At 45.3% G+C, this 17,587-nt stretch carries 8 protein-coding genes and 1 pseudogene; 7 read left to right on the top strand and 2 right to left on the bottom strand.

All coding sequences use genetic code 11. The annotated features are described in order from the left end of the window. Positions 1 to 3: 3 nt before the first annotated feature. Positions 4 to 6,315 (bottom strand): non-ribosomal peptide synthetase, encoded by a 6,312-nt coding sequence (locus GSF13_RS23245; protein WP_211867225.1) that lies wholly within the window; start codon positions 6,313 to 6,315, stop codon positions 4 to 6. Positions 6,316 to 6,317: 2 nt separating this feature from the next. Next, positions 6,318 to 11,300: a non-ribosomal peptide synthetase gene (locus tag GSF13_RS23240; protein WP_211867224.1), complete on the bottom strand. Its 4,983-nt coding sequence runs from the start codon at positions 11,298 to 11,300 to the stop codon at positions 6,318 to 6,320. 161 nt (positions 11,301 to 11,461) lie between these two features. Here GSF13_RS23240 and purT (GSF13_RS23235) point away from each other — a divergent pair, with 161 nt between their 5' ends. From purT (GSF13_RS23235) to GSF13_RS23205, 7 genes and pseudogenes are all read left to right on the top strand, one after another. Further along, entirely contained in the window at positions 11,462 to 12,649 is a 1,188-nt protein-coding gene (gene purT, locus GSF13_RS23235) for a formate-dependent phosphoribosylglycinamide formyltransferase (protein WP_211867222.1), read from the top strand. Positions 12,650 to 12,900: 251 nt separating this feature from the next. Further along, on the top strand, positions 12,901 to 13,365 hold the full coding sequence (locus GSF13_RS23230; RefSeq protein WP_249122802.1) for a TorF family putative porin: 465 nt from the start codon (positions 12,901 to 12,903) through the stop codon (positions 13,363 to 13,365). A gap of 378 nt (positions 13,366 to 13,743) precedes the next feature. Continuing rightward, a complete protein-coding gene (locus GSF13_RS23225; RefSeq protein ID WP_211867220.1) occupies positions 13,744 to 14,085 on the top strand; it encodes a hypothetical protein in 342 nt (113 codons plus the stop codon). After that, on the top strand, positions 14,082 to 14,261 hold the full coding sequence (locus tag GSF13_RS23220) for a hypothetical protein (RefSeq protein ID WP_211867218.1): 180 nt from the start codon (positions 14,082 to 14,084) through the stop codon (positions 14,259 to 14,261). The genes GSF13_RS23225 and GSF13_RS23220 overlap by 4 nt, the downstream gene beginning before the upstream one ends. A gap of 48 nt (positions 14,262 to 14,309) precedes the next feature. After that, a complete protein-coding gene (locus tag GSF13_RS23215) occupies positions 14,310 to 15,530 on the top strand; it encodes a radical SAM protein (RefSeq protein WP_211867216.1) in 1,221 nt (406 codons plus the stop codon). Between the two features lie 103 nt (positions 15,531 to 15,633). Then, positions 15,634 to 16,581: pseudogene (gene purT, locus GSF13_RS23210) on the top strand (formate-dependent phosphoribosylglycinamide formyltransferase); the annotation flags it as partial. Next, positions 16,578 to 17,471 carry an aldo/keto reductase gene (locus GSF13_RS23205; protein WP_211867214.1) on the top strand — a complete coding sequence of 298 codons (894 nt, stop codon included), beginning with the start codon at positions 16,578 to 16,580 and terminating at the stop codon, positions 17,469 to 17,471. The pseudogene purT (GSF13_RS23210) and the gene GSF13_RS23205, both read left to right, overlap by 4 nt. Positions 17,472 to 17,587: the final 116 nt, after the last annotated feature.

The following is a 17,587-nucleotide window of genomic DNA, read 5'->3' as shown; positions in this document are numbered from 1 at the left end:
GCGTTATAACTCCATTTCAAATTCGCAGTCTTCGCTGCTAGCTAGCGTGTTTAGCTGTTGTTCTACTTGCGTGGCAAATGCGTCAAGTTGTGGGTAAGTCAGTAAGGTCGCGACGGCAATTTCGTTGCCGAGTGCTTGACTACACAGAGCGGTAACTTGTGCTGCCTGTATCGATGAGCCACCTAAAGCAAAAAAGTCGTGTTGTAGGCCAATCTCGGAGACTTCAAGCACTTGCTGCCAAGCATTGGCGAGTTGTTGTTGTAGTTCCGTTGCTGGCGCGATATAGGTAATACTATCTTGCAGCGTTGGAATGATGAGCTGAGCGGTATCAAGTTTGCCATTTACTGTCATTGGAAGTGCGTCAATCTGTGATATCGCAGCAAGCTGCATATAGCTTGGGAGCTGTTGATTCAACCATTGGCGAAGGTCGTTCACATCACACTCAGTGTTAGCGTTAAGTACGACATAACCCAACAGCACTTTGCCTGTTTCACTTAAATGTAAGTGTGCAACGGCGTGGTCAACATCTGGATGCGCTTTGAGTTTATACTCAATTTCGCCTGGCTCAACACGGTGACCATGTAAATCCCACTGTTTGTCAGCTCTGGCAACAAACTCGAATTCACCTTGCTGATTTTTACGCACTAAGTCTCCGCTGCGGTAGAGCTTTTCGTCAGAAAAGTGGTTGTTTTCACAGCGAAGGTGATAGTCAATATAGTGTTTTTCCGTTTGCTTTGGTGACTGCCAATAGCCCAAACCGACGCAATCACCGGCGATGTATAGCTCACCCAACGCACCGTCCGGTAAAATCCGCATAAAAGGGTCCAACACATAGCATCGAGTGTTACGAATAGGCTTACCAATAGTGATAGGTGTATTGGGGTACACTTCACTAAGTGTTGCGGTGACACTTGTTTCACTTAACCCATATTCATTGAAATGATACTCTGCCAACTTGTGGCTGACTGGGTCTAAACGAGAACCACCGGCATACAATACGGTTAAGTTAATATCCGCTATCCACTTTGGAAACTGATTGATAAATACCGTAGGAATAAATGCGACGTTGACCTGTTTAGCTTTGAGATAGCGGCACAGCTGTTGTGGATCTTTGCGTATTGGCTCTGGAATGATTTCCAGTTTAGCGCCGGCAGCTAGGGCTGGGAATATCTCGCAAATACAGGCATCAAAAACATATTCAGCATATTGGCTAGTGACTACCTGAGTATTTCCCTCTAATTTATGGGTGTTGCGCTTCTCGGTGCAGAGGTTAGCAAGGCCTTGGTAAGACAGCATCGCCCCTTTTGGTTCTCCCGTCGTCCCCGAAGTAAAAATGAGGTAAGCCAGCTTGTCTGTTGCATGATTGTTGGCTGAGAATGACCGTAGTTGAGCACTTTGCTGTAATGTCTGTACATCAAGAGTCAGTGTTGGCAATGCATTCCAGCTGAGTGGTGTGCGGCTAAGGAGCAGTTTTGCCTGCGCTTTTGCCATAATCTCTTGGCGACGAGCAACGGGATGATTAGCTGAGAGTGAAACAAAGGGCATGCCCGCTTTTAGCGCCGCTAGCATTGCTATGGGAGCTTCTATACCTTTATCAAAATATAATGCAACTGGTGAGCCTTCGTCATTGGTTGCAATCAACTGTGCTGCTAAGTGATCAGAAAACAAGTCTAGCTCGCGATAACTCACGGTTTGCTCAGCGAAGCTTAATGCTGTGCGTGCTGGATACGCTGCTACTGTCTTTGCAAATTGCACTAAAAAAGCGTCATTTGGTTGTGATAGTCGTGTTTCTGAGATGACTTGCTGTAAATATTCAGTACTAACCAAAGGGCATTGTAGTAAAGGTTTCTCGTTGTACTGACAGAGATTTTCAAGATAACGGCAAAAAAAGTGCACAAATTGTTGGCAGCGGGAAGACTGGTAACGACTGCGAGCAACAATGAGCTGACCAATCAATTGTTCTGGCATATCTTTAATCACCAAATTCCAGTCAAACTTGGCTGGGTGATACTGGTTTTGCTGGGCGGTGTCGCTGGCGACTTCAAAATGTTGATATTGCGCCGTTGGTAGTGAGAACTGATCAAAGGTAAAAAACACTTGGAACAGTGGCGATACACCCACCTCTCGGATCAATCCAAGTTGTGCAGCAATTGACTCTAACGGCAATTGTTGGTGAGATTTCGCCGCAAGTAACAGCGTTTGGCTTTGTCTTAGGTAGTCAGAAAAACTCTTATTTAAGTCGACACGCAGCGGCATCGGTAAGGTATTAACAAAGTAACCTAGCGTATCTTTAAATGCCGAGTCGCGGTTATCGGTGGGGGAGCCAACGACAATACTTTCACGACTATCCCATGCACATAATGCGAGCTGAAAAGCACACAGTAGTAAGTTGTACATAGATACCTGATGTGATTTTGCCAGCGTCCTTAACTCAGCTGTTAGTGTTGCCGAGAGGGTAAAGGGGAATGCTTCACCTTGGTGATCAAACAAAGCCTGTCTTGGCTCATCGGTTGGCCATGGGGTGACATCAATATCAATCAAGTGTTGCTGCCAAAATGCGGTGGCATCGTCGTATTGTTGTGTTGATTGCCAATATGCATAGTCGCGAAATTGCAGTGAGATTGGGGCAAGCGTGTGTCCTGATAGCAGCGTGTTAAGCTCATCCAACAATACTTGTGTCGACCAACCGTCGAAGGCTATGTGATGAAATACCAGTAACACGCCAAATTCATTACCTTGGTGATACAGTCCAAGCCGCAGCGGCGCATCATTTTCAAGGTCAAATGTCTGAGCGATAAATTGACTATGCGGCGTGTTTATTAGGGTTTTGCATGTTGGCACGCCTTGCTCATCTTTATATGCCCAGCGACCTTGTTGCTGTTGAGTGTAGCGGGTGCGCAAAATAGCATGACGCTCAACCAGCTGATAGATTGCGTGTTGTAACGCTTGCTGTTGTAGCTCACTTGGGCATTTAAGCTGTAAGGGGATATGAAAAGCGCCTGATTGTGTTGCTAATTGCTCGCTGGTGAGCATCGCTTGCTGCTGCGCTGGCACGATGAGATCATCAAGTGATTGTGATGTTGATGCGACCGGTAAAGGCTCGTTGGCGTTGCTAGTTTGTTGTAATACCAGTTGCGCTATCGTTTTGCTTTGCAAAAATTGACTCAAACTGATGTTAACGTTACAGCTAGAGTGCATTTTAGCCACTAATGTCATTGCACTAAGAGAATGACCGCCTAAGGCAAAAAAGTCATCATCAATACCTACTAGCTCAACATCAAGTTGCGTCTGCCATAGAGCACAAAGCTGCTGCTCTAATGGGGTGCGTGGTGCTCGGTATGGTGTCTGTGATACTAGTGCGACGCTTGGTAAGCTGCGGCTGTCCACTTTACCAGAGGCGAGCACAGGCAATTGTTCGAGCCAACACGTGGCACTTGGCAGCATATAATCTGGCAATTGTGGTTGTAGCCACTTCACAATCTCGGTGTGAGAGAGGGTTTGGTCGCCAGTGAAATAAGCAATGAGATGGTTGTTTTGCTGTACTTTGACGCAAGCTTGGTTGATTTGCGAATGCAGGTTAAGTAGGTGCTCTATTTCTTGTAGCTCGATGCGATAGCCACGAATTTTTACCTGCTCATCGGCACGCCCTAAAAATTGGATCTCGCCGTTTGCCAGATACCGCGCCTGATCGCCCGTGCGATACATACGTGTTCCGTGCCAGTTAATAAAGCGCGACGCCGTCTGCTCTGCAAGGTTAACATAGCCTCGTGCGACACTCGCGCCACCAATAAGGATCTCTCCTTGACAAAAGGGTGGCAGCGCTTTGAGGTTGGCATCAACAATCTGAATATCAACATGAGGCAGTGGTACACCAATATTATTGAAATAGCGTGATTGTAGCGGCTGGTGGTTTGCTGTTGCGGTTACCGTGGTTTCGGTCGGACCATATTCAATATGAAGAAGAGGCGTCCATGCCTCCATGAGATTACGGTCACAAGGCTCGCCACCGGTGATCACACGCTGTAGTGCATGATGCTGGGGCGGCGTACCGATGGCACTTAAAAATGCAGGAACTGTGACTAAGTGACTGATCCTTTGGCTAACGATAGTTTCGCTTATCATAGCTGGCGAGTTTGCACTTGCCTCATTCATGATCACCCAGCAAGCACCGTTGAGCAGCGTTAAAAAGAGTGGCTCTACGGACGCGTCGAAAAAGTACGGAGCCAGACTCAGTGTTTTTTCACTTGAGTTAAAATTGTAAGCCGCAGTTGCGCTTTGAACCAAAGCCTGAACTTGCCGCTGCTCTACCATGACGCCTTTTGGTTTACCGGTGCTTCCAGAAGTATAAATAATATATGCAAGTGATGAATGACACGTTGAGTTCGCTTGATCTATATCGAAAACAGGAGCTGGTTGTTGCGCTAACTCGTCAATGTTTTGCACCTCTGTGATTGCGCTAAAACACATGGCTGTATTCAAGGTTGCTTGATGACAAAGTAGCAGGTTGGCACTACTGTCTTGCAACATAAACTCACTACGTGTTTGGCCTTGCTCTGGATTGAGGGGTAAATATCCAGCACCGGCTCCAAGCGTTGCTAATATGGCGACTATCATCTCTGGACTGCGCTCAAATATCAGCGCGATAACAGGGTTTTGCTCGTGGGTTAACTGTGCTTGGAGTTGCACAGTCAGGTGCTGAACACGCGCAGCGAGTGTTTGGTAAGTAATAACCTCATCGTTGATTTGTAACGCTGGTGCATCTGGAGCTGCTGAGGCGCAGGCTAAAAATTGTTGATATAGCGATAGGGTTGAAGTTTGCTTAACTGTGGTTGCTGATGGCTTTGTGCTTGGGTGAGAAGTTGATAATTGCTCAAGAGCGACGTCGCTGTGCTCTAACTGCTGTACCAATAATTGCTGATAGGTGTGGGCAAATTGCTGTGCAAATGCATCATCAAACTTATTGGGATCGAGATTTACCTGTCCTTGTAAATTTGTATTGCTATCATCAAATGCTAGGCGGAAATCACATTTAATCGGGTTGTATAAAGACTCACTAGTAAAAGCATCAACCGCTGAAAATGGCAACGCAAACTCGTCCATAAGCGCGCTGGCAAACCTCTGTACACTAAACATCAGGCTTGGCTGAGGTGAATGTTTGCCCTCACTCAAACAGGCAATTTGTTGATCATAAGGATAACTTTGGTATTGTTTTGCGGCGCGCACAGTCTCATGAACTTGCTTCACGAGGCTAGCAAAGCTTTGGCGATAATCTAGCTTCACTCTAAGCACTAAGGTATTGACAAAAAAGCCAATTATTTCTTGCGTTTGCGGGTGATCTCGATTATCAGATGGCGCACCAATCACGATGTCTGTTTCACCGCTATGAAGTGCCAAAATATAACAGTAATGGGCAAGCAACACGCTGTACACTGTGGTATTTAATGACTTTGCTAGGGCACGCAATGCCAGACTTTGCTGTGGTGAAAGTGCAAAATAGTGCGTGAGCGATTCGGTTTCGTGTGTTTGTGTAGCAAACAGCGGTGCAATTTGTGTGGCATGAGCGCCTGCAAGTTGCGTTTGCCAATAACTGTGTGCAGCGCTTTGTTCTTGCCTTTGTTGCCACTTGGCAAAGTCAAAATAGCTTAATGGCTTAATGTTTTCTCCTTGTAGCAAGCTAACTAAGTCGCGCAACATGACTCGCATTGACCAAGCATCAAGGACGATATGATGCCAAAGGAAAAGCATAAAACGCCTTTGCTCAAGCTCAATAATACAGACTCTAAAGGGAGCTTGAGTATGGAGGTCAAACGGCGTGTGGATGTGCTCTTTTACCAGTGTTTGTACATGAGCCAAAGTGGTTGCACGGTGATACTCGACCGCTAGAGGTTGTAAGGTTGCTCGGCAGTTAAAATGCTCAGCATCGGTTTCAATCACACTCGTTAGGATCGGGTGATGGACAAGCAGCTGTGCTAGTGCCGAGATTATGTCTTGTTGCTGCGCTGGATCATCCAGCTCAACCAGCATTGGAATATGATAAGCACAGGACTTTGGTGCACGTTTGTCTACATACAGCAACCTTGCCTGGGCATTGGAAAGCGGCACTGGCTTTAATAATGGCCAACTTAAAAAGGCGGCTTCGGAGCAGATCTGGTGGGCGCTTAGTAGCGCCAATAATTCAGCTTTATGCGCTTTGAGTGCCGAGAGCAAAGTTGGCGCTACGTTACCCTCATATCCCAGTGCCAAGGTATTTTGCTCAGACACCCACACGCGCAACTGCTGCGCGTGAAGGTCGTTCAGTAAAGATGTTAACTCCATGACTATAGCTCCATCACCTGCGAAGAGGAGGTAGTAGATGCCTCCTGAGATTGGGTGATATCACTCAACTCTATGGTGTTTAGGTATTGAGCCAGAGCCGCGACTGATGGATTGGCAATGATCGCTGATAACGGGATCGCAATCTGATGCCATTTATGGGCGTTGCGTACGAGCTGCACCGCTAAGATGGAGTTACCACCTAGGCGATAAAAGTTATCATGGATACCGACTTGTTCCAGTTCTAATGTGCTTTGCCAAATTTGGCAAAGCGTCTGTTCAAGCGCAGTGCGCGGAGCTGCGTATTGGTTTGATGATAACACCTGCGGCAGCGGTAGTGCTTTGCTATCTAGCTTACCGTTAACGGTTAGTGGCATCGCCGTGAGTTGGGTGATGCTATCCGGTATCATATATGCTGGCAGCTGCGTTCGTAGATAATTAAGTAACAGCTCGGCGTCAAAATAAGCATGGCTTTCCATCACAGCATAGCCACTTAGCGCCGTTTGATTTTGGCGTGTATAGGTGATCACTGCTGCCTCTTTAACACCGCTACAGCTGAGCAATTGGGATTCGACTTCACCAAGCTCGATACGATGCCCCCTGATCTTCACTTGGTTATCCAAACGACCTAGATATTCTAAATGACCGTTTGGCAATAGTCTGGCGTTATCACCGGTTTTGTAAACGCGGGTGAGTTTGCCATTTAGCGTTAGCTCGAAAAAGCGAGTAGCGCTCAGTTCTGGCTGATTCAAATAACCAATCGCCAAACCTGCACCAGAGATAAACAGCTCTCCAGGACAGCCCACAGGTACTGGACGTAACTGACTATCCAGCACCCAAGCCTGCATATCATTGAGCGGCACACCAATGTCAGCAATCTGGGTATTCATGTTAGGGTGCAAAGGTTGGTACGTGACATGTACTGTGGTTTCAGTAATACCGTACATATTGACCAATTGAATACGTTTACCAAAACGTTGCCACCAAGGAGCTAGTTTATCGTAGTTGAGCTGCTCACCACCAAAGATCACAGTGCGAAGGCTATCAAGTGACGCGCCCGCAGAAATGGCAATATCACTAAGATTATAGAATGCACTTGGAGTTTGGTTAAGGACGGTGACAGCAAATTGCTCACACTGTTTTACAAAACCAAAACTGTCTCTTGCTTGTTCGTAGCTTGGAATAAACAACCGACCGCCATGACACAGTGCTCCCCATATTTCCCAAACACTAAAGTCAAAAATCGTATCGTGATAAAGCACCCAAGTATCTTCGCTATTAAAGTGGTAAAGCGGTTGACTGGCAGATAGCAAACGCGCAACATTTTTATGGCTTTGAATAACGCCTTTAGGTTGGCCCGTCGTACCTGAGGTGTAAATTATGTAGGCTGCAGAATCAGGCGACGGTCGGCAAAGTGCAATATCGCATGGCGCGAATGTATTATCCAAGTTTAACAGTGGCCAATTTGATTGCTCATTTTCGCTCAAGCTTTGCTGACTTATGGTGTTAGTTAATACTAACTTGAGCTGAGCATCGTCAATAATAAAAGCATTGCGGGCAGCTGGCGCTCTTGGCGATAGCGGCACATAAGCGGCGCCAGCTTTCATGATGGCGAGCATTGCAACCACTGTGTCAATGCCGGGCTGCAGGTATAGGCCGATATACTCAAGCGTACCATACTGCTTAAGAATATGTGCAGCCAGGCTGTCTGATCGAGTACTTAGCTCCTGGTAGCTTAACTCCATTTGACTGGTGATAAGTGCAGTTTGCTGGTTGCGAGACTGCGCGTGATGCGTAAATAGTGACAGCAAGTCTTGGCTTTGGTGCTGTGCCGCTTGAACATCGCGCTCAGCAAGGTTTTGTAAACTTAACTGCTCAAGTGGTAATTGCCCATCTACACTGATAAGTTGCGCGAGAATATGACTGAAGTTGTCACTCAAGGCATCGATAAACCAAGGATCGTAGCGGTTTAAGTCAAACTCCCATAACATGGTGACCGAATCATCCTGTTCTTGCCCCATACGGGTAAGCACCACGATATTAATCTCAAATTTCGCCGCTTGACTGCTGATCGCCTCGAAATACTCAATATCATCTAACCCCGGAAGCGTGAGTTCTGGGAGTGGTGAATCATGGAAGCTAAAACAGATCTGGAATAACGGGTTGACGCCTTTGATGCGCTCAGGGTTTACGTCCGCGACGACTTCAGTAAATGGTAGGGTTTGATTGGCCAGCATGTCGTTACTGACTTCAAAACAATGCTGTACCAGTTGTTCAACAGGCATTTCTGGTGTTTGCTGAACTCGCGCCACTACGGTGCTGACGAGCATACCAATGGTATCATCCACATTGGTGTAGCCTCGGTTTGCAACACCAGAACCAATACAGATATCCTGATCGCCACTAAAGCGCGAAAGGACAATATTTAATGCCGCAAGGGCGACGGCGAATGGCGTGATCTGATGCGCTTGGCTGTAGGCTTTTAAATTGTTCCATAGCGAACGAGGCAGTTTTACTCGGTGTGCGCGACCACGTTCGGTGGCGGTTTCGCCGAGACGAGAAACAGGCAAGTTAATACGGCTCGGTGCATCTTGTAGTTGTGCTTTCCAAAATTGGCGTTGCAACTCGGCTTGCTCTGTTCCTAACCATTGATGCTGATAGGCTGCGTAATCGGCGTATTGTGTGATTTCAGGCAAAGTACCTTGGCTTGCGCCATGTAAGCGCTGCTTATAACAACTAAAGAGGTGATCAAGGAAGATGTTAGAAGACCAACCATCATGTACTAAGTGATGTTCAATATGAATAAGTACATGTTTATATTCGCTAATTTTTACAATTGCCCAGCGCGCTAGCGGTAATTGGTCAATCGCAAAAATATCATTCATATGACCATTAACGAGTTTATCGACCTCAGCTAATGCTTGTGTTTCTTGATACTCACTAAAATCAAAGTAAGGCACGTCTTGCTGGTAGTGTTTTGCAATATATTGCAGTGGCTCATGTAAGTCGTAGCTAGTACGGAAAATCGCATGGTTATCAACGATATCCTGTAATGCACCTTGTAGTGCTGGTACATTTAAATCACCACTGAAGGTGATTGTACACTTTGCATGATAGGCTTTATCACTTGGATCGGCTTTGGCTAAAAACCAAATCGCGCGTTGTTGCAGTGATAGCGGGGTGACCTCAGCAAAATCAGCATCGCGCTTTGGAATCGCAATGGTTTCAAAGTGTTGAGTTTGCATTGCCTGCCATACTTGCCCAGCACTACGATAGCGATAAATTAGGTGTGTTGGCACGCTTAAGCCGAGCTGCTGAAATAACTGGTTGCTAAGGTTGATTGCAGAAATGGAGTCACCACCTTGTTGGAAAAAATCTTGTTGCCAGCCAAGGCCTGGCAAACAGAAACCTTGAAACTGTGTTAAAAAATCTTGTTGTTCTTGGCTCAGCTGATCTTGCGGTTGGTCTTGTTGGCTACTTAATTCGTAATTAGCGAGCGCGCGGCTATCTACCTTCCCGTTTTCGGTCATGGGTAATGCGTCTAAACATTGATAGTGATCAGGCAACATGTAGTCTGGCAGTAACTTTTCTGCTAACTGGCTGATGTGTTGTCCAAGGTCTGCTGTGGGTTTACTATGGGGAACGATAAATGCCACCAAGAACTTAGCATTACCTCGTTGTACTACTTGGCAGCTTGCAAGTTTTACTGCCTCATGTTGGGCAACAACTTTTTCTATTTCACCTAACTCAATACGAAATCCGCGTAGCTTAATTTGGTTGTCATTACGACCAACAAAATGATAATTATCACCGTCAAAACTAACTAAGTCGCCAGTTTTATAAAGTCTAGCGAAGTGCGCAGGGTCTACTTCTGCTTGATAATAGGGGTTTGCGATAAATCGAGACTTTGTGAGTTCAGGACGGTTTAAGTATCCTTTTGCCAAACCTGCACCACTAATATAGAGCTCACCGATAGCACCATTGGCTACTTGTTGCAATTGCTCATCTAGCACATAAAGTCTGGTATTCACAAAGGGTTGACCAATATTAAATTCGGAGTCGGCATTGGTATATTCATTGGCGCAGGTGCACACGGTATATTCGGTAGGACCATAACCGTTAAACACTCGCGTGACTTCTGAAAGTCGAGATAGCATTTCTAGATTTGGGGTTTCTCCTGCAACGATTAATTTGCGCATCGAGCGCAAATCTCGGGGATCCATCAAAGCCAGCAATGCAGGAGGGATAGCGCCAAATTGAATCGCATTTTTTGAGATCAATTGGCTCAGCGCTTTGGCATCTCGTCGCTCGGTTTCTGTCGTTACAAATACAGTTTGACCCAACATGATATGCACGAGCAGCTCAAACACGCTAGCATCGAAAATATAAGAAGCAAACATCATAACGCGGTCTAATCGGTCTAGCTCAAAACGGTTAATTTGTGATTCGGCTAAATAAAGTAAGTTTTGGTAAGGTACTTCTACGCCTTTTGGCGTGCCAGTGGTGCCCGAGGTGTAGATCACATAAGCAATATCACTCATTTTATAATCAGGAGTAACAAAGGCTTGCGTTGCAGGAGAGTCGATCAGCACTTGAGGTGTGTGGCCAAATTGTGGCAGTGCTTGATAATGTCCATGGGTGACGATAAGCGCTGGTTGGCTATCTTCAAGAATAAACTCGCAGCGAGCTTTGGGTGCCTCCGTGGAAATAGGGATATAACCCAGTCCTGATTTGATTGCCGCTAAGATCCCCACGACCATATCAATGCCACGCTCGAGATATAGTGCCACATAAGGCGATTGAGATTGGCTCAGACTCACCTGTTGCTGAATATTCGTGGCGACCCGTGTTACCTGCTCTTCAAGTGCTTGATAGGTGACTTGCGTACCGTTAAATACCAGTGCGACTTTATTGGCGTATTGGCTGAATGCGCGCGTTAATAAGATCTGCGGCTGAGTGCTGTAATCAATAGGAGACTGGGCAGTCATTGAAGTAATCCTTTAAATAAAAAAAGCTCTTTGTGTACGATATGTAAAGAATGTGTTTGAAATGTGTATTTTGTGATTTCGAGTTGAATTGCCGTCTTCTCAGCTTTTGCATATGACAAAAAGTCGCTACCATGGGGTATCAAACCAACCAAGGAATCATCATGAAAATCAAACCTCTGGGCACGCCTTTTTCGGCAACTGCTTGCAAAATATTACTCTGCGGTGGTGGTGAGTTAGGGAAGGAAGTCGTTATCGAGTTTAAGCGCTTAGGTGCAGAAGTGATTGTCTTAGATCGCTACGACAATGCGCCAGCGATGCAAGTGGCAGATCGCAGCTATACCTTGTCTATGTTGGATGGTGAAAAACTCAAAGCGATTATTGAACAAGAGCAACCTGATTATATCGTGCCGGAAATCGAAGCCATTGCGACGGATAAGCTGGTGGAATTAGAGGCTGAAGGTTACACGGTTGTGCCAACCGCCAAAGCGACTCAACTGACCATGAACCGAGAAGGGATCCGCCGTCTTGCCGCTGAAACGCTTGGGCTTGCCACTTCACCCTATCAATTTGTTGACACCCTGGCAGACTTTAATGCTGCTGTCGCGCATATCGGCATACCTTGTGTGGTTAAGCCTATCATGAGCTCGTCAGGTAAAGGGCAAAGTGTGATTAAAAGTGTCGCGGATATCGAAGCGGCTTGGCACTACGCTCAAGAGGGGGGGCGTGCAGGTCAGGGCAGAGTGATTGTGGAAGGTTTTGTTGATTTTGATTATGAAATTACGCTTTTGACGGTACGCCACATTGATGGCACGAGTTTTTGTGAGCCAATTGGACATGTGCAACAAGATGGTGATTATCAGCAAAGTTGGCAGCCGCAGCAGATGTCAGTACTCGCGCTAGAGCGCAGTAAAGCGATGGCTGAAAAAGTCACGGCAGCACTGGGCGGTCGGGGTCTGTTTGGCGTTGAGCTCTTTATTAAGGGTGATGAAGTTTACTTCAGCGAAGTCTCACCAAGGCCACATGATACCGGCATGGTCACGCTTATCTCGCAAGACTTAAGTGAGTTTGCGCTGCATGCTCGGGCAATTTTAGGTTTGCCTATCCCCACCATTCACTTTAATGGGCCATCGGCATCTAGCGTGATCCTTGTCGAAGGGGAATCAACACAGCTACAGTTCAACAATCTTGCACAAGCGCTTGCAGAGCCACTAACGGATATTCGTTTGTTTGGTAAACCCGAGGTGAGTGGCAAGCGTAGAATGGGTGTGGCGTTAGCGCGCTCAGATTCGGCTGAAAGTGCTGTCGAAAAAGCCAAGCAAGTGGCTGAATCAGTAGGGTTTACTTTATAAATCAATCTTTCCTTTCTTGTTTATATTCGGTTTCTGGCCGTTTATTGATGAATGAGCTGAATAACAAAAGCCGAGTACAGAGGTTACTCGGCTTTTATCGCTATTCAGTTTTTCATTATCTAGTGAGCGTTAACTGACTGGGGTCAGCAGTCTCAATATAGAGTTCTTTAAAAACGGTTTCGCCATGTTTATTTTTCTGTTTGCTTTGAAAAGATGAGTCAGGGTTTTATGCAGGCACTTGGGTCTCTAACATCGACTTTGGCGACTCCGCCAGTTACGAAATGGATCTGTACGCGGGTTACGCTGGAGAAATCAAGGGCATGAGTTTTGATTTCGGTTATATCCACTACGCCTATCCCGATGCCAGTGGAGATATTGATTTTAGCGAGATTTACGCCGCGCTTGGCTGGCAATACTTTACGTTTAAACTCAGCCACCTAGCCACAGCGCAAAGCGACTCAACCACAGAAGAAGACATGCTATATGCCGAAGTGTCGGCCAGCTTCCCCATTTTTAAAGACAGTGAATTAACTCTACATATTGGTCGCTCCAGCGGAGATACAGTGCTTGAGTGGACAGGAGAAGACTACGCTTATATGGATTACGGGGTGAGTTTATCTACGCAAGGTTTTACCTTCGGATTAGTAAAAACCGACCTAGACAGTAGTGACGATATTAAAGCATACGTAAGTTATGGATTAGATTTTAATCTGTGATGACCAAAGGTGAGCGGTCCTGTGACAGCCGCATCACCTTATTTTTTACTTGCTGCAACACGTAGGGCCGAAAGGCCCTTTTTCGAAGTAGGGATACCCATAAAATCAAGTAACTACTTTTAAATATCTGTCTATCACCTTGGTAAGCAAAGCAATGAAATAATATAGAAAAATCACTTTTTAACCAAATATGAAAGTTCATCAACGCGCTATTATTATAATTTCTAAACACAACCACTAAACAACACACACAAACTAATAAACCAACTGCTCAGCCTTTTGAATCTAGAACCAATTAAATTCAAAAAAATACCATTTACCTCCCCCCCAATAAAGGTATGCTGGTATCTTTATTGAATAATGAACAAGGCAGTTACTATGAAAAAAATGCTCGCAGTTTTAGCTCCACTTTTACTCTGCAAGATAGCGATTGCTGCAGACTACCATGCAGAGATAAAAATAAGTATGGATGGGAAAGTCGTTGGGCCATTATCTGTACAGGGGAATTTTAGTGAGCAACTAAGGCTTGAAGTTGGTACCAACCATAGCTTTTCTATGGCTGTACACGATATCAACAGCGACTCCGCTCAAGTTGATTTATCGGTAAGTGCCGAACAATTTCAAGCTTCACCAACTTTTAACGCTGAATACAAAAAATACACAAAACTGATTTTTGACACAAACAGTATTGAAGTGAAAATATCAAAGGAAAAATTATGACTTTAAGAGAAAAAATTAAACAACGTGCAAGCCTATTAAAAGCTAACTCAAATAGCATCCCAAAAGAATTACTTGATAAGGTTTCAGGAGGGCACGATTCTCACTTTGGCCAAGGCTGTGATGGCGATTGGAGTGATTCAAGCTGTGGCTTTACTCAAGCTTGCAAACCTTTCTAGATAGTAAACTCTAACTCCCCGAATTGGGGAGTTAGACACATAAATCACATGAACTTTAACTATCCAAAAAATCATAAAGACTTCTTCTTATTCGACGGCGTCGAATCTATTGAATTAGTGCTGAAAGTGACAGAAAGATGCAACATTGCTTGCAAATATTGCTACTACTTCTTTGGAGGAGATGAATCACCATTATCGCGAAAGCCGATTTTTTCCTCAGCAAAAATGCACGAATTGGTATCGTTTTTAGAGCGTAGTATTGAGTTTGGCTTAAAGCGGGTCAGAGTTGTGCTTCATGGCGGGGAGCCTTTATTAATAAAAAAAGAATACCTTAATGGGCTCTTAGCGACAATGACTGACGCGCTTAGCGGAAAGATAGAACTAAGCTTTACAATCCAAACTAACGCTACCCTAATTGATGACGAATGGATTGACATATTCGTTAAATACAAGGTTTTTGTTGGCGTAAGTATTGACGGGCCTGAGGAATATAACGATTTATATAGAATCGATTTTTCCGGAAAAGGAACTCACTCAAGGGTACTACAAGGAATAAAACTCCTCTTTGCCGCACACGAAAAAGGCTTAATGCCTAAACCAGGTATGATAGCAGTCGTTAACCCTAGCTTTTCTGCTAAAAGAATTTATAACCACCTTACAAAAGAGTTGAACTTTGATTCACTGCACTTCCTTTTGCCTGATGATACCCACGATACATTTAATGAAAGTGAGCAGTCCAAATTCACTAGTTTCTTATTGGAGTTAATCGAGTGCTGGGCTTCAGATACCGATAAATCAAAAACAATAAGATTCGTTAACGAAGCACTAGATAAACTGAAACAATCTGTATTTCAAAGAAATATTATTGGCAATTATAATAAAGTTAGAAGGCATATTTTAACTATCGATTCCGATGGTTCAATTGGACCTGAAGATACTCTACGTTCAATTGCTCCACATTTATTTGAAACAGGCCTAAATATTTCGGACTCAAGTAGCTATGACGTTGCTACAAACCCCACTATGATAACAGCATTAGAAAAACTAGTGGATATACCTAAACATTGTAAAGGATGTGATTGGGAAACTATTTGTGCAGGAGGCTCTCTAAAAAATAGGTTTTCTTCTAAGGATAGCGAGTTATTTGATAGACCGTCGGTTTATTGCGATACATTAAAAGAAGTCTACACAACACTTGCTGCTTATCTAATTTCATCGGGATTTAGTGAAGAAAAGCTAATATACAATATCTCTGGTAACTCTCAGTAACCCTATAAGTCTCTAGTATAGGTGAGAGCCTAGAACTTGTCTTGGGTTCGGATAACAATTTAGACTCGTTAAACGATATATCGGAATTTGATAAAAACTATATATCGTGCCGGAAATCGAAGCCATTGCGACGGATAAGCTGGTGGAATTAGAGGCTGAAGGTTACACGGTTGTGCCAACCGCCAAAGCGACTCAACTGACCATGAATCGAGAAGGGATCCGCCGTCTTGCCGCTGAAACGCTTGGGCTTGCTACTTCCCCCTATCAGTTTGTTGACACCTTGGCAGACTTTAATGCTGCTGTCGCGCATATCGGCATACCTTGTGTGGTTAAGCCTATCATGAGCTCGTCAGGTAAAGGGCAAAGTGTGATTAAAAGTGCCGCGGATATCGAAGCGGCTTGGCACTACGCTCAAGAGGGAGGGCGTGCAGGTCAGGGCAGAGTGATTGTGGAAGGTTTTGTTGATTTTGATTACGAAATTACGCTTTTGACGGTACGCCACATTGATGGCACGAGTTTTTGTGAGCCAATTGGACATGTGCAACAAGATGGTGATTATCAGCAAAGTTGGCAGCCGCAGCAGATGTCAGTACTCGCGCTAGAGCGCAGTAAAGCGATGGCTGAAAAAGTCACGGCAGCACTGGGCGGTCGGGGTCTGTTTGGCGTTGAGCTCTTTATTAAGGGTGATGAAGTTTACTTCAGCGAAGTCTCACCAAGGCCACATGATACCGGCATGGTCACGCTTATCTCGCAAGACTTAAGTGAGTTTGCGCTGCATGCTCGGGCAATTTTAGGTTTGCCTATCCCCACCATTCACTTTAATGGGCCATCGGCATCTAGCGTGATCCTTGTCGAAGGGGAATCAACACAGCTACAGTTTAACAATCTTGCACAAGCGCTTGCAGAGCCACTAACGGATATTCGTTTGTTTGGTAAACCCGAGGTGAGTGGCAAGCGTAGAATGGGTGTGGCGTTAGCGCGCTCAGATTCGGCTGAAAGTGCTGTCGAAAAAGCCAAGCAAGTGGCTGCAACAGTAGGAATTACGTTATGAACTCAAACACCCGCGTACTTGACCCATTAGTATTGGGGTTTTGGCGGCTATTAGATTGGCAAATTACGCCGCAAGAAAATTTACGCTTTTTAAAGCAAGCGATTGAGCTTGGAATACGCGATACTGATCATGCTGATATTTACGGTGAGTATCAGTGTGAGGCGGAGTTTGGCAAAGCCTTAGCGCTTGATCCTGGTATTCGAGAGCACATTCGGATCATCACTAAATGTGGCATTAAGCCCGCATTTCCAAGCTTGGGGCTAGTGGGAAAGGCGAACCACTATGATTCGAGTAAGGCGCATATCATTGCCCAAGCGCAGCAGTCACTAAAGCATTTCGGCACGGATAGGTTAGATGTGTTGTTGATCCATCGCCCGGATTATCTGATGGATGCTGATGAAGTTGCCGATGCGTTTAATACCCTCAAACAAAACGGCGATGTGCTGCATTTTGGGGTCTCGAACTTTACACCCAGCCAGCTTGCCTTACTGCAATCGAGACTCGATTTCGCTTTAGTGACTAACCAAATTGAGTTTTCACCTTATGAGATGAAAGCGCTTGACGATGGCACGCTTGATCAGTGCCAACAACTAGGCATGAACCCTATGCTGTGGTCGCCGCTAGCAGGGGGGAGAATATTCTCCAGTGAAGATGAAAAAGCCAAACGCCTGCGTGCGGTGCTACAGCTAGTGGGTGAAGAGATTGGTAGCACTGAAATTGATCAAGTGATCTACGCATGGCTTGCCATGCATCCATCGAAACCCGCCACTGTGCTTGGAACGGGAAACATTACTCGAGTTGCCAGCGCGTTTGCTTCACAGTCACTTAGCATGAGTCGCGAGCAGTGGTATCGCATTTGGACAGCGTCTACTGGGCATAGCGTACCATAACCGATTAGTTTGCCCTGAAGTTATTTGGGGCAAACCACGGCAATAAATTTGAGCCAGTTATAATATCAGTTGCATTCAAACCTCAGGTATCGTAGTTTGTTAAAAATTTATCAATT

Source organism: Pseudoalteromonas sp. M8, assembly GCF_018141365.1.
In the GTDB taxonomy this organism is placed as follows: domain Bacteria; phylum Pseudomonadota; class Gammaproteobacteria; order Enterobacterales; family Alteromonadaceae; genus Pseudoalteromonas.
The sequence above is the reverse complement of the archived record's forward strand: the minus strand, read 5'-3'. Positions and strand labels throughout refer to the sequence as shown.

Excerpts from the sequence above, each read along its gene's own strand:
- GSF13_RS23245 (WP_211867225.1), bottom strand. The coding sequence starts at position 6,315 with ATGGAGTTAACATCTTTACTGAACGACCTTCACGCGCAGCAGTTGCGC.
- GSF13_RS23240 (WP_211867224.1), bottom strand. The coding sequence starts at position 11,300 with ATGACTGCCCAGTCTCCTATTGATTACAGCACTCAGCCGCAGATCTTA.
- purT (WP_211867222.1), top strand. The coding sequence starts at position 11,462 with ATGAAAATCAAACCTCTGGGCACGCCTTTTTCGGCAACTGCTTGCAAA.
- GSF13_RS23225 (WP_211867220.1), top strand. The coding sequence starts at position 13,744 with ATGAAAAAAATGCTCGCAGTTTTAGCTCCACTTTTACTCTGCAAGATA.
- GSF13_RS23220 (WP_211867218.1), top strand. The coding sequence starts at position 14,082 with ATGACTTTAAGAGAAAAAATTAAACAACGTGCAAGCCTATTAAAAGCT.
- GSF13_RS23215 (WP_211867216.1), top strand. The coding sequence starts at position 14,310 with ATGAACTTTAACTATCCAAAAAATCATAAAGACTTCTTCTTATTCGAC.
- GSF13_RS23205 (WP_211867214.1), top strand. The coding sequence starts at position 16,578 with ATGAACTCAAACACCCGCGTACTTGACCCATTAGTATTGGGGTTTTGG.